Origin of the sequence: Duganella caerulea (genome assembly GCF_040362985.1) — a bacterium.
Lineage (GTDB): Bacteria > Pseudomonadota > Gammaproteobacteria > Burkholderiales > Burkholderiaceae_D > Rugamonas > Rugamonas vulcania.
Genome location: NZ_BPWJ01000016.1, coordinates 78,536 through 92,592, shown reverse-complemented (window position 1 = coordinate 92,592; position 14,057 = coordinate 78,536). Strand labels below are relative to the sequence as shown.

The following is a 14,057-nucleotide window of genomic DNA, read 5'->3' as shown; positions in this document are numbered from 1 at the left end:
GGCGCCCCCGCGTCCCCGGACGCCGCCGCATCGGCCGCCGCTGGCGCCCCCGCGTCCTTGGACGCTAACGCCGCCGCCGTCGCCGTCGCCGCAGCCGCCCAAGCCGCCGCCAGCGCGCTGGCGTTGGCCAACGCCCGCAAGGCGGTGGGCGCGGCGGCCGGCATCGCGGTGCACGTGGCGGGGCTGGACTGGCAGGCCATCGCCGATGAGCTCAACGCGCACGGCTACGCTATCGTCCCCGGCATGCTGACCGCCGACGAGTGCATCGCCATGGCCGCGCAATACCGGCAAGCGTCGCTGTTCCGCAGCCGGGTGGTGATGTCGCAGCACGGCTTCGGCAGCGGCGAATACCAGTACTTCCGCTACCCGCTGCCGTCGATGATCTCGGCGCTGCGCCAGTCGCTGTATGGCCCGCTGGCCGACATCGCCAACCGCTGGCACGAGTTGATGGACATGGAAGCCCGCTTCCCGCCCGACCACGCCGACTTCCTGGCGCGCTGCCACGCCGCCGGCCAGCAGCGCCCGACGCCGCTGATGCTGCAATACGCCGCCGGCGACTACAACTGCCTGCACCAGGACCTGTACGGCGAACACGTGTTCCCGCTGCAGGCCGCGATACTGCTAAGCCAACCGGGCAAGGATTTCGAAGGAGGGGAGTTCGTGCTGACCGAGCAGCGCCCGCGCATGCAATCGCGGGTGGAAGTGGTGCCGCTCAAGCGCGGCGACATGGTGATCTTCCCGGTCAACCACCGGCCGGCGCAGGGCGCGCGCGGCGTCTACCGGGTGGCGATGCGGCACGGCGTGAGCAGGCTGCGCTCAGGCTCGCGCCACACGCTGGGACTGATTTTTCACGACGCCACCTGAACGCTCTTCTGCGTCTGGTACAGGCGGGCGTAGATGCCATGCTGCGCCAGCAGCGTCTCATGGCTGCCGATTTCCGCGATACGGCCGCCGTCCAGCACCACGATGCGGTCGGCGTTCTCGATGGTCGACAGGCGGTGTGCGATGACCACCGTGGTGCGGCCGCGCATCAGCACTTCCAATGCCGCCTGCACCAGCCGTTCGGATTCCGTATCGAGCGCGCTGGTGGCTTCGTCCAGGATCAGGATCGGCGCGTTCTTGTACAGCGCACGCGCGATCGCCAGCCGCTGGCGCTGGCCGCCCGACAGCCGCAAGCCATTCTCGCCAACCGAAGTCTGGTAGCCGTCGTGCTGCCGCTCGATGAATTCGTGCGCATGGGCCGCGCGCGCCGCCGCCTCGATGCGTTCCATCGACGGCTCCGGATCGCCGTAGGCGATGTTGGCGGCCAGCGTGTCGTTGAATAGCACCACATCCTGGCTGACCAGCGCGATCTGCTTGCGCAGCGAGGCCATGGTGTAGTCGCGCAGGTCGACGCCATCGAGCTTGATGCTGCCGGCGCTGACCTCGTAGAAGCGCGGCAGCAGGCCGGCCAGCGTGGTCTTGCCGCTGCCCGAGCTGCCCACCAGGGCCACCGTCTCGCCGGCCGCGATGTCGAGCGACACATGGTCCAGCGCCGGCTTGGCGTCCGGGTCGGCGCTGTAGCGGAAGCTCACGTCCTCCAGCGCCAGGCGGCCGACGGCGCGGTCCACCGTGCGGGTGCCGGTGTCGGCCTCGGATTCGGTGTCGATCAGGCCGAACACCGATTCGGCGGCGGCCAGGCCGCGCTGCAATGGCTCGTTAATCTTGGTCAGGTTCTTGATCGGCGACTGCATCGCCATCAGCGACGACATGAAAGCCACGAAGGCGCCCGGCGTCAGCGCGCCGGCGTGCGCGCGCAGCAGCGCGAAGTAGATCACCGACGACAGCGTGATCCCGATCAGCAGCATGATGATGCCGGAGTTGAGCGCCGACGTCGCCGCGTGCTTGACGGCCAGCTGGCGGTTGACCTTGACCACGCCGTCGAAGCGGGCCTGCTCGTACTTCTGGCCGCCGAAGATCTTCACCACGCGCTGGCCGCTGATGCTCTCGTCGAGCACATTGGTCAGGTCGCCCATGGCGGCCTGCGCGCTCTTGCTCAGGTGGCGCATGCGGCGCCCGGCGAAGGTGACGATGACGGCCACCAGCGGCAGCAGGCCAAGGCAGAACAGGGCCAGCTGCCAGTCGACGATGAACAACGTGGCCAGATAACCAACGGCGGCGACCGAATCGCGCACCGCGACGTTCAACACGGTCAGCACGGCCTGCGCCACCTGGGCGGCGTCGAAGGCCACGCGCGACAGCGTGGTGCCGGTGGACGATTGATCGAAGTAGCCGTTCGGCAGGCGCATGACGCGCGCGAACATCAGCTCGCGCAGGTTGGCCTGCACCCGGCTGCTGAGCCACGCGGCGCCATATTCGGCCACGAAGCTGGAAAACATGCGCATCACGGCCAGGCCCAGGATCACCGCCGGAATCGACCACAGCGCCGCGTTGGCCGGATCGTTGGGCAGCAGGCGGCCCAGCCATTGCTGCATCTCGGCCAGCAGGCCGGCGGCCGGACGGGCGCCCAGGCTGTGCGTGGGCGCCAGCGCGTCGACCACGTTTTGCAATTGGCGGATCAACAACACATCGGCGGCGGCGGCCATGCCGACCGCAAACAGGGTGAGGGCGCCGAGCCACATGTAGGGACGGAACTGCTGGAGCAGGCGCAGGTAGAGTAATCGGCTGGACACGTGATGTGGTAATCGGGCTACAAAGACTGCATTGTAACCGGCTTGCCCCGCCCGGCATGCAAGGCCGCGCGTTGCGCAATCGAAACAGCAGCGCAAGGGAAAACCTTTACCTTTCCAAAAATTACTTTGGCGCAAAAGGACGTGGACTAGAATGAGTTCGCACAGCGATAGTTTCCTTCTGTACTTAGCCGGAGAGGTGATATGGATCTGCAATTGCTCTTTACGCGACGGCGCCTGGCGTTGTTGCTCGCCGCGGTGGCGCTGGGCGGCGCGACGCTGACGGCGCGGGCCGAACTGGCAATCATCGTCAATCCGCAAAACCCGGCCACCCGCATGTTCCCCTCGCAGGCCGCGCAGTTCTTCCTCGGCGGCTCGGTGCAGTTCATTCCGGTCGAGCAGGCCGAAGGCTCGCCGCTGCGCGCCGAATTCTGCAAGAAAGTGCTGGAGAAGTCGCCGGCCCAGGTCGAGGCCATCTGGTCCAAGATCGTCTTCACCGGCAAGGGCAAGGCGCCCAAGGAATACAAGAGCAGTGCCGAGGTCAAGAAAGCGGTGGCGGACAACGTCAGCGCCATCGGCTACATCGAAAAATCGGCGGTGGACGACACCGTCAAGGTCGTGGCGATCGTCCCTTGACCCGCGTGTTCCCCTTACTGGAGTCTGCTCGATGAAAAAAACACTGATAGCGCTGGCATTGGCCGCGCTGGCCGGCACCGCCGGCGCCACCGACCTGACCGACGACGGCACGCTCAAGCTGACCGGCTTCTACAACCTGACCGGCGCCCGCGTGCTGAGCGGCAAGGCGCAGGGCAGCGGCGCGCCGTGGGACTACATGCAGTGGAAATGCCCCTGCACGGTGCAGAACTGGGAGTACGCGGCGGTCTATGAACGCAGCGAGGGCTGGCAGGTCAACCAGGAATCGCTGGTCGGCTTCCAGCTGAAGAAGGAGTTCTCGCCCACGCTGTCGGCCACGGCCCAGGTGGTGGTGCGCGCGCACAATCCCGGCCACGGCCTGACACCGACGCTGGACTGGGCCTACCTGACCTGGCAGCCGGCAGCCGATTCCGCCTGGACCTTCCAGGCCGGCCAGTTCCGCATTCCGCTGTACTACTACAGCGACTACCTGTACATCGGCTACGCCTACCCGTGGGTGCGGCCGGCGCCGGACGTCTACGGTTGGCCGATCTACGCCTACCAAGGCGCCAACGCCAGCTACCGCACGCAGCTGGGCCAGTCCGACTGGGCCGCCACCTTCCACATGTGGACCGGCGGCTACACCCAGCACAACGACACCTACGACACCAAAATTTACTACGCCACGCCGACCCATGAATCGTGGAAGAGCATGGTGGGCGGCTATGTGTCGGCCAACAACGGCATCTTCGACGTGCGCGCCATGCTGATGCACTACAAGGACACCACCTGGCAGGACACGCCGGCGGGCCGGGTCTCCTTCGTCGACGGCCAGAGCACGCGCATCGCCGGGCTGTCGGCCAACGTCGACTACAAGAACTGGCTGGTCAAGTCGGAGCTGGACCGCTACGAGCAGGTCGACGCCGGCAAGGGGCTCAACAACGTCTACAAGTACGCGCTGGTCGGCGTCGGCTACCAGTACGAAGCGTGGACGCCGATGTACACCTTCTCGCGCTACACCACCGTCAACGAGCCGATCGAGGCGCGCAACACGCAGTACCTGTCGCTGCGCTGGGATTTCCGCAAGAACACTGCGCTGAAGGTGCAGTACGACGTCAGCAAGGACAAGTCGCACTACAGCTACCCGTTCTTCGGCGATTCGCGCCTGTTGTCGGTCTCGCTGCAGGGCGTGTTCTAGACGTTGTATTTGGCGGGTTGTGCGCTACACTCTGTTCTTGCTTCCGAATGGAGAGTATTAATGCGCACAAACCCGTTTTCGCCCGTCCCGCTGGCCGCCGCCGTCAGCCTGGCCCTGTCCGCCGTCCTGCCGCTGGCGCGGGCCGACACCATCATCGACCATGCCAACGGCTACACGCTGAACGCGGCCGGCACCCTGCAGCGATTCACCTCGCTCGCCTTCGATGACCTGGGCCGCATCGTCGCGGTGGGCGGCGAGCGCGAGACGGCGCTGCGGCTGCCGAAGGCGGAGCATATCGACGCGCAGGGCAGGACCCTGCTGCCAGGACTGATCGACGCCCACGGCCACGTGTTCGAGCTGGGCGAGATCGCCTCCGGCGTGGAGCTGTTCAGCGCCACCTCGCTGGGCGGCGCGGTGCGGGCGGTGGCGGAGTTCGGCCGCGCGCATCCCAAGCACGCGTGGCTGGTGGGCTTCGGCTGGAACCAGGAAGTGTGGAAGCTGGGCCGCTTCCCGACCGCCGCCGAACTGGATGCGGTGGTGGGCGATCGTCCGGTGCTGCTGCACCGGGTCGACGGTCATGCCATCTGGGTCAACACCAAGGCGCTGGAAATGGCCGGCATCACGAAGGATACGCCGGACCCGAAAGGCGGCCGCATCGAGCGCGACGCCTCCGGCAAGCCGAGCGGCGTGCTGGTGGACGCCGCCATGGAGCTGGTCGACAAGGTGGTGCCGCTGCCGACGCCGGTGGAGGCGCGCGCGAGGCTGGATAACGCGCTGCTGGCGCTGGCCAAGGTTGGCCTGACCAGCGTGCACGACGCCGGCATCCGCGTGGTGCAGGACGACCTGTATCGCGATTACGCGGACCACGGCAAGCTCACCACCCGCGTGTACGCGATGATCGGCGACACCACGGCCGATTTCGACGAGCTGTCCAAGGAAGGCCCGCTCAAATCCTACGGCAACGATGTGTACGCGCTGGCGGCGGTCAAGCTGTACGCGGACGGCGCGCTGGGCAGCCGTGGCGCGGCTTTGCTGGCGCCTTACAGCGACATGCCGTCGACCAGCGGCCTGCTGTTCTATCCGAACTCGGAAATGCTGGCCAAGATGAACAAGGCCATGAAGGCGGGCTATCAGGTCAATATCCACGCCATCGGCGACGCCGGCAACCGCCAGATCCTGGACGCCTACGCGCAGCTGATCCCGAAATATAACAACGTCGAACTGCGCCACCGCATCGAGCATGCACAGGTGGTGGCGCTGGAGGACATCCCGCGCTTCAAGGCGCTGGGCATCATCCCGTCGATGCAGCCGACGCATGCGACCTCGGACCAGAACATGGCCGAGCAGCGCGTGGGGCATGAGCGCATCAAGGGCGCGTACGCGTGGCGCACTTTCCTCGACCAGGGTTCGCGCATCGCCTGCGGATCGGACTTCCCGGTGGAGTCGCCGAATCCGTTCGAGGGCTTGCATGCGGCGGTGACGCGGCAGAACAATGCCGGCGTGCCGGCGGGCGGCTGGTACAAGAACCAGGCGATGACGCTGACCGAAGCGTTCCGCTGCTTCACCTTGGACGCGGCCTATGCGGCGCACCAGGAAAACGTCATCGGCACGCTGGAACCGGGCAAGTGGGCCGACTTCATCCTGATCGACCGCGACCTGTTCAAAGTGCCGGCCGAGCAGATCGGCAAGACGCAGGTGCTGCAGACCTGGATGGGCGGCAAGCGGGTGTACAAGAGGGAGAAGCGGCAGGATTAATCGTCGGCGTGCTGCTTCAGCCATTGCTGGCCTTCCGGGGTTAGCCGGTAGCGCTGTTTGCTGCTGCGGGGTTTGTCGGGGAACTTCATTTCCACCAATCTCGCTTCCATGGCGGGGAGCAGATAGGCCATGCGGAAATGGTCGTCGTCCTTAAGCCCCAGCGCTTGCTGTAGTTCCAGGCGCGGCCATTCACCGATCAGCAGTCTGATCATGCGTTCGACTTGAGGGGTGACTTCCGGGGTGACTTCCGGGGTGACTTCCGGGGTAATGCTCATGCCGGACTGACCGGGCCATTGAGCCAGCGGGTGAACCGGCAGCCGGACCATGCACCCGCTGCGATCCTCGTCCGTGTCAAACTGCGGCGGCGGCGAGCCATTGCTTGCCATGGCCTTCAAGATCTTTGGCACGCCGGTGGAGCGGCCCTCGGTCAAGCCAAGTTCCTTCAGGAATTCTCCGATGCGTCTGTTCCGGTAGCGGTGACATGCAGCATGTCCGGCGATCCAGTCCGCCAATTTTATCGACCGGTCCGGACCTGGATAGCTGAGCACTAGTATTTCATTGCGCATGATGCGTACCTCGATCGGCTCCCGCTCCTGATACGAGCGATGGTAGACCGCGTTGACCACCGCTTCTTCGATGGCCGCGTAGGGGAAATTCCATACGCGGGTCGCCTCCGCCCGATCGGGGTGCTTGAGTACCGTCTGGTGCAGGTAGTTTCGCTCGATGTAGCTTAAGGCATCGCGAGTAATACGTGCCAAGGGACCTTTGAATATCTTTTCATCGAAGTGATCATCGCCTGGGCCACCTTGGAACCAGACCACGTCGATTTGCGTGTACGGGAAAAACCGTTCTGGCGTCTCGCTGAAGAACATCAGGCCGACGTTCTTGGGGCAAGGACATTCGCTGGGGCCCTCCACCACGTTCATCTGGCGGCCCAGGTCTTCGACGGAAAGCTCATCCACATAGTCTGCCAGCGCGCTGCCCACCTCTTGAAGATAGGCCAGCATCAAAGGCTTGGACAGATCGCTTACCTGCGCCTGCCGTGCCATCCGGTCGTCGAATGGCACATTGGCGGTCAGGCTCAACAGCTCCTGCTCACAATCGCCCCGCGCCTCGACGGTGCTGCTGTAGCGGCGGACGTAGTAATGCCAAGTCTTATGTCTGGACGACACCGAGGACGGCGCCTTGTACGGACGGTGCATGCCGCCCGGCGCATGCAATACGATCAGCTTGCGCTCGTCCACCTCGCAAATCGTCAGGCTGGGGAAGTAGGGTGGCCGTATCTGCTGGCATGCGGCCAGCAATTCCCGCTGGATTTTATCGATCTGATTCTCGGCCAGTCCCGCAGGCGGCGCGACCGGTCGGCCGCTGGCGTCGCAATCCTGACCGATGATGATGTAACCGCCGCCGAGGTTTTCAAAGTCGTTGGCGAAGGCGCAGAGGGTGCGGACAATCGCGTCGGGATTCCACGCTGCCTTGTATTCAATGCGTTCGCTTTCCACCGTGCGGTGACGCAACAGATTCTGCAGGTTGATCGGCAGGGCAACCATATTGAAGCTCCGTGTGAGCGTGCGCCGGCGAATGCTGGCAAGATATCAAGCAAGGGACTGCAAGGACTGATGACATATTTGACAAGCTCAGGAACGATTCGTTCCCTCCGATCCGCTTAAAAACTGATTGACTTGGTTGTATATACAACTTATCCTTTGAGGATGCGCTGGCTGCGCGCGCGTTGTTGCGCGCGTGGCCGGTCCCACTCACTCAGGAGCAGGAGCCACCATGACGACCCATTTAGACAGCGATCCACGTTTCGACGCCAGCCGCGAAATCCGCGCACCACGCGGACCAGAGCGCACCTGTAAAAACTGGGGCGCCGAGGCGGCCTACCGCATGATCCAGAATAATCTGGACAAGGAAGTGGCCGAGAATCCCAAGCACCTGGTGGTCTACGGCGGCATCGGCCGCGCGGCCCGCAACTGGGAGTGCTACGACCAGATCCTGGCCTCGCTGCGCGAGCTGGAAGACAATCAAACCCTGTTGATCCAGTCCGGCAAACCGGTCGGCGTGTTCGAGACCCACGAAGACGCGCCGCGCGTGCTGATCGCGAATTCGAACCTGGTGCCGAAGTGGGCCAACTGGGAACACTTCAATGAACTGGACCGCAAAGGCCTGTTCATGTACGGCCAGATGACGGCCGGCTCGTGGATCTACATCGGCACCCAGGGCATCGTGCAGGGCACCTTCGAGACCTTCGCCGAAGCGGGCCGCCAGCATTTCGGCGGCGACCTCAAAGGCCGCTGGGTGCTGACCGCTGGCCTGGGCGGCATGGGCGGCGCGCAGCCGCTGGCCGCGACCATGGCCGGCGCGGTGTCGCTGACCATCGAGTGCCAGCAGAGCAGCATCGACTTCCGCCTGCGCACCCGCTACCTCGACAAGCAGGCCGCCAGCATCGACGAGGCGCTGGAGATGATCAAGCTGCACAAGGCCAATGGCGACGCCATCTCCATCGGCTTGCTGGGCAACGCGGCCGACGTGCTGCCGGAACTGGTGCGCCGCGCGAAGGCCGGCGGCATCGTGCCGGACGTCGTCACCGACCAGACCTCGGCGCATGACCTGATCAACGGCTACCTGCCGCAGGACTGGAGCGTGGACCAGTGGAAGACCGCGCAGCACGACGCCGCGCGCCACGAGGAACTGAAGGCCGCCGCCACCGCCTCCTGCGCGGTGCACGTGCAGGCGATGCTGGACTTCCAGGCGCTGGGCGCGAAGGTGGTCGACTACGGCAACAACATCCGCCAGGTGGCGTTCGACCACGGCGTCAAGAACGCCTTCGATTTCCCCGGCTTCGTGCCGGCGTATATCCGTCCGCAGTTCTGCGAAGGGCGCGGCCCGTTCCGCTGGGTGGCGCTGTCCGGCGACCCGGAGGACATCTACAAGACCGACGCCAAGATCAAGGAGCTGTTCCCGCACCACGCGCAGGTGCACCGCTGGCTGGACATGGCGCGCGAGCGCATCGCCTTCCAGGGCCTGCCGGCGCGTATCTGCTGGCTGGGCCTGGGCGAGCGTCACATCGCCGGCCTGGCCTTCAACGAGATGGTGCGCAACGGCGAGCTGAAAGCGCCGGTCGTCATCGGCCGCGACCACCTCGACACCGGCTCCGTCGCCAGCCCTAACCGCGAGACCGAAAGCATGAAGGACGGCACCGACGCCGTCTCCGACTGGCCGCTGCTGAACGCACTGCTCAACACCGCCGGCGGCGCGACCTGGGTGTCGCTGCACCACGGCGGCGGCGTGGGCATGGGCTACTCGCAGCACTCCGGCGTGGTGATTGTGGCCGACGGCACCGACGCCGCCGCCAAGCGCCTGGCGCGCGTGCTGGTCAACGACAGCGGTTCGGGCGTGATGCGTCACGCCGATGCGGGATACGAGACGGCGGTCGCCTGCGCCAAGCGCAACGGCCTCAATCTCCCTATGATCAAATAATCCGAGAGTATCTATGAAACCAAATGCACTGACCCTGAAACCCGGCGCGATGACGCTGACCGAACTGCGCGCCGTATGGACCGCGGCCGGCCCGCTGTCGCTGGCCGCCGAAGCCTATCCCGTCATCGAAGCATCCGCCGCCGCCGTGCGCGCCATCGTCGCCAAGGGTGACGCGGCCTACGGCATCAACACCGGCTTCGGCCTGCTGGCCAAGACCCGTATCCCGGACGACAAGCTGGAACAACTGCAGCGCAACCTGATCCTGTCGCACTCGGTCGGCACCGGCGAGCTGCTGTCCGATGCGGTCTGCCGCCTGATTCTGCTGATGAAGATCGGCAGCCTGGCGCGCGGCTACTCGGGCGTGCGCCCGCTGATCATCGACACGCTGATCGCGCTGTACAACGCCGGCATCATGCCCGCCATTCCGGCCAAGGGTTCGGTCGGCGCATCGGGCGACCTGGCGCCGCTGTCGCACATGACGCTGGCGATGCTGGGCGTGGGCGAAGTGCGCGTCAACGGTGAGCTGATGCCCGCCGCCGACGCGCTCAAGGCCGCCAACATCGCGCCGGTGGTGCTGGCCGCGAAGGAAGGCTTGGCGCTGATCAACGGCACCCAGGTCTCGACCGCGCTGGCGCTGCATGGCCTGTTCATGGCCGAGCGCCTGCTGGAAGCGGGCATGGTATCGGGCGCGCTGTCGCTGGACGCGGCCAAGGGTTCCGATTCGCCGTTCGACGCCCGCGTGCACGAGGTGCGCGGCCAGCCGGGCCAGATCGCCGCCGCGTCCATCTACCGTCAACTGGTGAGCAACAGCGCGATCCGCGCCTCGCACCTGGTCGGCGACGAGCGCGTGCAAGACCCGTACTGCCTGCGCTGCCAGCCGCAGGTGATGGGCGCCTGCTGGGACATCATCGGCAACGCCGCCCGCACGCTGCTGATCGAAGCCAACGCCGTCACCGACAATCCGCTGCTGTTCAAGGACGGCGAGCTGTCGGTGGTGGTCTCGGGCGGTAACTTCCACGCCGAGCCGGTGGCCTTCGCCGCCGACACGCTGGCGCTGGCCATCGCAGAAATCGGCGCGATCTCCGAGCGCCGCATCGCGCTGCTGATCGACGCCACCTTGTCCGGCCTGCCGCCGTTCCTGGTGCGCGAGCCGGGCGTGAACTCGGGCTTCATGATCGCCCACGTCACCGCCGCCGCGCTGGCGTCGGAGAACAAGTCGCTGGCCCATCCCGGCAGTGTCGATTCGATCCCGACTTCGGCCAACCAGGAAGACCACGTCAGCATGGCGACCTACGCGGCGCGCCGCCTGGACGACATGGCGCACAATACCGCTGTGATCATCGGCATCGAGCTGCTGGCGGCGGCGCAGGGCATCGACTTCCACCGTCCGCTGAAAACCTCGCCGCACCTGGAGCACGTGCACGCGCAGCTGCGCCAGAAGGTGCCGTTCTTCGACGCCGACCGCTTCTTCGCGCCGGACATCGAGGCGGCCAAGGGCATGGTCATGCGCGGCGAGTTGAGCGCGTCGTGCAAGGGTTTGTTCACGGCCCTGCATCCATAAGAGGAGGCGTCATGGACTATCAGTTCAAAGCAGGCAGTATTCCCTTGCTGGTGTCCATGCCGCACGTGGGCACCGATATCCCGGACGACGTGGCGGCGGCGATGACGCCGGCCGCCGTCGACAAGCAGGATACCGACTGGCACCTGGTGCGGTTGTATGAGTTCCTTGGCGAGATGGGAGCGTCGACGCTGTCGGCGCGCTGGTCGCGCTACGTCATCGATTTGAACCGGCCGCCGGAAAACACCAACCTGTATCCGGGCCAGGACACGACCGGCCTGTGCCCGGTCGATACCTTTCACCGCGAGCCGCTGTACCGCGAAGGCCACACGCCCACCGAGGCCGAAGTGCAGCGCCGCCTGGCCGCGTACTGGAAGCCGTATCACGATCAACTGCGCGCCGAGCTGGATCGCCTGCTGGCGCTGCACGGCCGCGTGGTGCTGTGGGACGCGCATTCGATCGCCTCGGTGGTGCCACGCTTCTTCGAAGGCAAGCTGCCGGACCTGAACTTCGGCACGGCCGACGGCAAGAGCTGCGCGCCCGGCCTGAGCGACGCCATCGTGGCGCGCGCGCTGGCGCAGGACCGGTTCAGCGTGGCCGTCAACGGCCGCTTCAAGGGCGGGCATATCACCCGACATTACGGCCAGCCGGCCAACAACGTGCATGCGATCCAGCTGGAGATGTGCCAGTCCACGTATATGGATGAGGAAGCGCCCTACGGTTACCGCGAGGACCGCGCAGGGCAGGTGCAAGGCATGCTGCGGCAGATGACGCAGGCCGCCGCCGACTGGAGCCGCGCATGAACCGGCTGTACGCGCGCAACGCGCTGCTGCCGGAGGGCTGGCGCAAGGACGTGCTGGTCGAGTGGGATGCGAACGGCACCATCGTCCGCGTCGACACCGGCGTGGCCGTGCCGGCCGGCGCGCAGCTGATCGCACCGGTGGTGGAGTACGCGCTGCCGGGCATGATCAACCTGCATTCGCACAGCTTCCAGCGGGCGCTGGGCGGACGCACGGAAAAGGCCGGCGAAACCAAGGACAGCTTCTGGACCTGGCGCGACCTGATGTACCGTTTCGCGCGCAACATCACGCCCGAGCACATCGAGGCCATCGCGGCGCAGCTTTTCTCCGAATGCCTGCGCCACGGCTACACGTCGATGTGCGAGTTCCATTACGTGCAGCGCGCGCCGGACGGCGCCATGTATCCGAGGCCTGCCGAAACGGCGGAGCGCGTCATCGCGGCCGCACGTTTGGCGGGAATCGGCATCACCATGCTGCCAGTGTTGTATAGTTATTCCGGCTTTGGCGAAAGCGCCTTGAAGCCGGAGCAACAGCGCTTCAAGACCGATGCCCAGGATGTGCTGCGCATCGTCGAGGCGCTGGAGCCGCTGCGCGATGCGCGGACCGAGGTGGGCGTGGCGCCGCATTCGCTGCGCGCGGCGTCGGTGGCGCAGATGAACGAGGTGCTGGCGACGCTGCCGAAAGAGCGTCCGGTGCACATCCACATCGCGGAGCAGACGCAGGAAGTGCAGCAATCGCTGGACTGGAGCGGCAGCCGCCCGGTGCAGTGGCTGCTGGACCAGGTGGATGTGAATGAACGCTGGTGCCTGATCCACGCCACGCACCTGATGCGCGACGAGGTGGAGCGGATGGCGCGGAGCGGCGCGGTGGCGGGCCTGTGCCCGACCACGGAGGCCAACCTGGGCGACGGCCTGTTCCCGCTGGAGCAGTTCCTGGCGGAGGGCGGACGGTTCGGCATCGGCAGCGACAGCCATATTTCGCAGAGCGCGGTGGAGGAACTGCGCTGGCTGGAATACGGCCAGCGCCTGCAGCACCAGCGCCGCAATATCGCGGTGTCGGCCGGGGAGCGCAACGTTGGCGACTTCCTCTGGCAGGGCGCCTTGCAGGGCGGCGCGCAGGCCAGCGGCAGGCCGGTAGGCGCGTTGGCGCCGGGCCGCCGCGCCGATATGATCGTGCTGGATGACCAGCACCCGAACCTGTACGGATTGGCGCTGGACGAGGTACTCGGCAGCTTCGTCTTCTGCGGCAATGACAACCTGGTCAAGGACGTGATGGTCGGCGGCCAGTGGGTAGTTCGCAATCAGCAGCACGTTGCGCAGCAGGCGATCGCTGTGCGCTTCAAGCAGACCTTGGCCGAACTGAGGGAGTTCCGATGACCCAGCTAATCCAGTATGCAAGCCTGCGGCCCGCGCCGTGGAAGAACGGTGGCGGCAGCACGACGGAAATCGCCGTCTTTCCCGCCAGCGCCGGCTTCGATGAATTCGACTGGCGCGTCAGCCTGGCGACCATCTCGCAAAGCGGCCCTTTCTCCTGCTTCCCCGGCATCGACCGGTCGCTGGCGCTGGTCGACGGCGACGGCGTGCTGCTGGACTTCGGCGACGAGCGCTATGTGCTCAGCCCCAGCGAGCCGCTGATCGAATTCGACGGCGAGGCGGCGGTGCACGCCACCGTCACCGGCAGCCTGACCACCGATTTCAATGTAATGACACGGCGCGGCCGCTGCCGCCATCGGCTGGAGCCGCGCGTGGTGCGTGGCGTCGAGCCGCTGGCGCGTCGCAGCGCCACCACGCTGCTGTTCCTGGCCGACGGCGAGAGCCTGACCGTCAGCAGCTCGCGCGAGCGCATCGCCATGGTGCGCTACGACCTGCTGGTGATGGAGGCCGAAGAGGTGTGGTCGATGGAGGCCCAGCAGGCGACGGTGTTCGTGGTCGACATCATCAACAATTAAAGAAAGTAGCAAG

Annotated in this window: 11 protein-coding genes; 9 read left to right on the top strand and 2 right to left on the bottom strand. The window is 65.9% G+C overall.

The window, feature by feature from the left end; all coding sequences use genetic code 11:
• Positions 1-162 precede the first annotated feature (162 nt).
• A complete protein-coding gene (locus ACUJB0_RS30025) occupies positions 163-864 on the top strand; it encodes a 2OG-Fe(II) oxygenase (RefSeq protein WP_444848463.1) in 702 nt (233 codons plus the stop codon).
• Here ACUJB0_RS30025 and msbA read toward each other — a convergent pair.
• Complete coding sequence (msbA, locus tag ACUJB0_RS30020) at positions 849-2,672, bottom strand: lipid A export permease/ATP-binding protein MsbA (RefSeq protein WP_444848461.1); 1,824 nt, start codon at positions 2,670-2,672, stop codon at positions 849-851. The genes ACUJB0_RS30025 and msbA overlap by 16 nt on opposite strands.
• Before the next feature lie 201 nt (positions 2,673-2,873).
• On the opposite strand from msbA, the gene ACUJB0_RS30015 reads away from it, so the two are divergent.
• The 3 genes from ACUJB0_RS30015 to ACUJB0_RS30005 are packed head-to-tail and all read left to right on the top strand — an operon-like array spanning position 2,874 to position 6,255.
• Positions 2,874-3,305 carry a type 2 periplasmic-binding domain-containing protein gene (locus ACUJB0_RS30015; protein WP_444848460.1) on the top strand — a complete coding sequence of 144 codons (432 nt, stop codon included), beginning with the start codon at positions 2,874-2,876 and terminating at the stop codon, positions 3,303-3,305.
• Between the two features lie 31 nt (positions 3,306-3,336).
• Positions 3,337-4,500, top strand: a complete 1,164-nt coding sequence (locus tag ACUJB0_RS30010) for a hypothetical protein (protein WP_444848459.1) — start codon at positions 3,337-3,339, stop codon at positions 4,498-4,500.
• A gap of 60 nt (positions 4,501-4,560) precedes the next feature.
• Positions 4,561-6,255, top strand: a complete 1,695-nt coding sequence (locus ACUJB0_RS30005; protein WP_444848458.1) for an amidohydrolase — start codon at positions 4,561-4,563, stop codon at positions 6,253-6,255.
• Here the strand turns inward: ACUJB0_RS30005 and ACUJB0_RS30000 are convergent.
• Positions 6,252-7,805 (bottom strand): RNA/DNA-binding domain-containing protein, encoded by a 1,554-nt coding sequence (locus tag ACUJB0_RS30000; RefSeq protein ID WP_444848457.1) that lies wholly within the window; start codon positions 7,803-7,805, stop codon positions 6,252-6,254. The genes ACUJB0_RS30005 and ACUJB0_RS30000 overlap by 4 nt on opposite strands.
• Positions 7,806-8,034: 229 nt before the next feature.
• Here ACUJB0_RS30000 and hutU point away from each other — a divergent pair, with 229 nt between their 5' ends.
• The 5 genes from hutU to ACUJB0_RS29975 are packed head-to-tail and all read left to right on the top strand — an operon-like array spanning position 8,035 to position 14,044.
• Entirely contained in the window at positions 8,035-9,738 is a 1,704-nt protein-coding gene (gene hutU, locus ACUJB0_RS29995; RefSeq protein ID WP_444848456.1) for a urocanate hydratase, read from the top strand.
• Positions 9,739-9,751: 13 nt separating this feature from the next.
• Complete coding sequence (gene hutH, locus ACUJB0_RS29990) at positions 9,752-11,299, top strand: histidine ammonia-lyase (protein ID WP_444848455.1); 1,548 nt, start codon at positions 9,752-9,754, stop codon at positions 11,297-11,299.
• 11 nt (positions 11,300-11,310) lie between these two features.
• Positions 11,311-12,099, top strand: a complete 789-nt coding sequence (gene hutG / locus ACUJB0_RS29985; protein ID WP_444848454.1) for an N-formylglutamate deformylase — start codon at positions 11,311-11,313, stop codon at positions 12,097-12,099.
• Positions 12,096-13,472 (top strand): formimidoylglutamate deiminase, encoded by a 1,377-nt coding sequence (locus tag ACUJB0_RS29980; protein WP_444848453.1) that lies wholly within the window; start codon positions 12,096-12,098, stop codon positions 13,470-13,472. Before hutG ends, ACUJB0_RS29980 begins: the two co-directional genes overlap by 4 nt.
• The gene (locus ACUJB0_RS29975; protein ID WP_444848452.1) at positions 13,469-14,044 is read left to right on the top strand and encodes a HutD/Ves family protein; all 576 of its coding nucleotides are present in this window, start codon (positions 13,469-13,471) and stop codon (positions 14,042-14,044) included. The genes ACUJB0_RS29980 and ACUJB0_RS29975 overlap by 4 nt, the downstream gene beginning before the upstream one ends.
• The last annotated feature ends 13 nt before the right edge of the window (positions 14,045-14,057 follow it).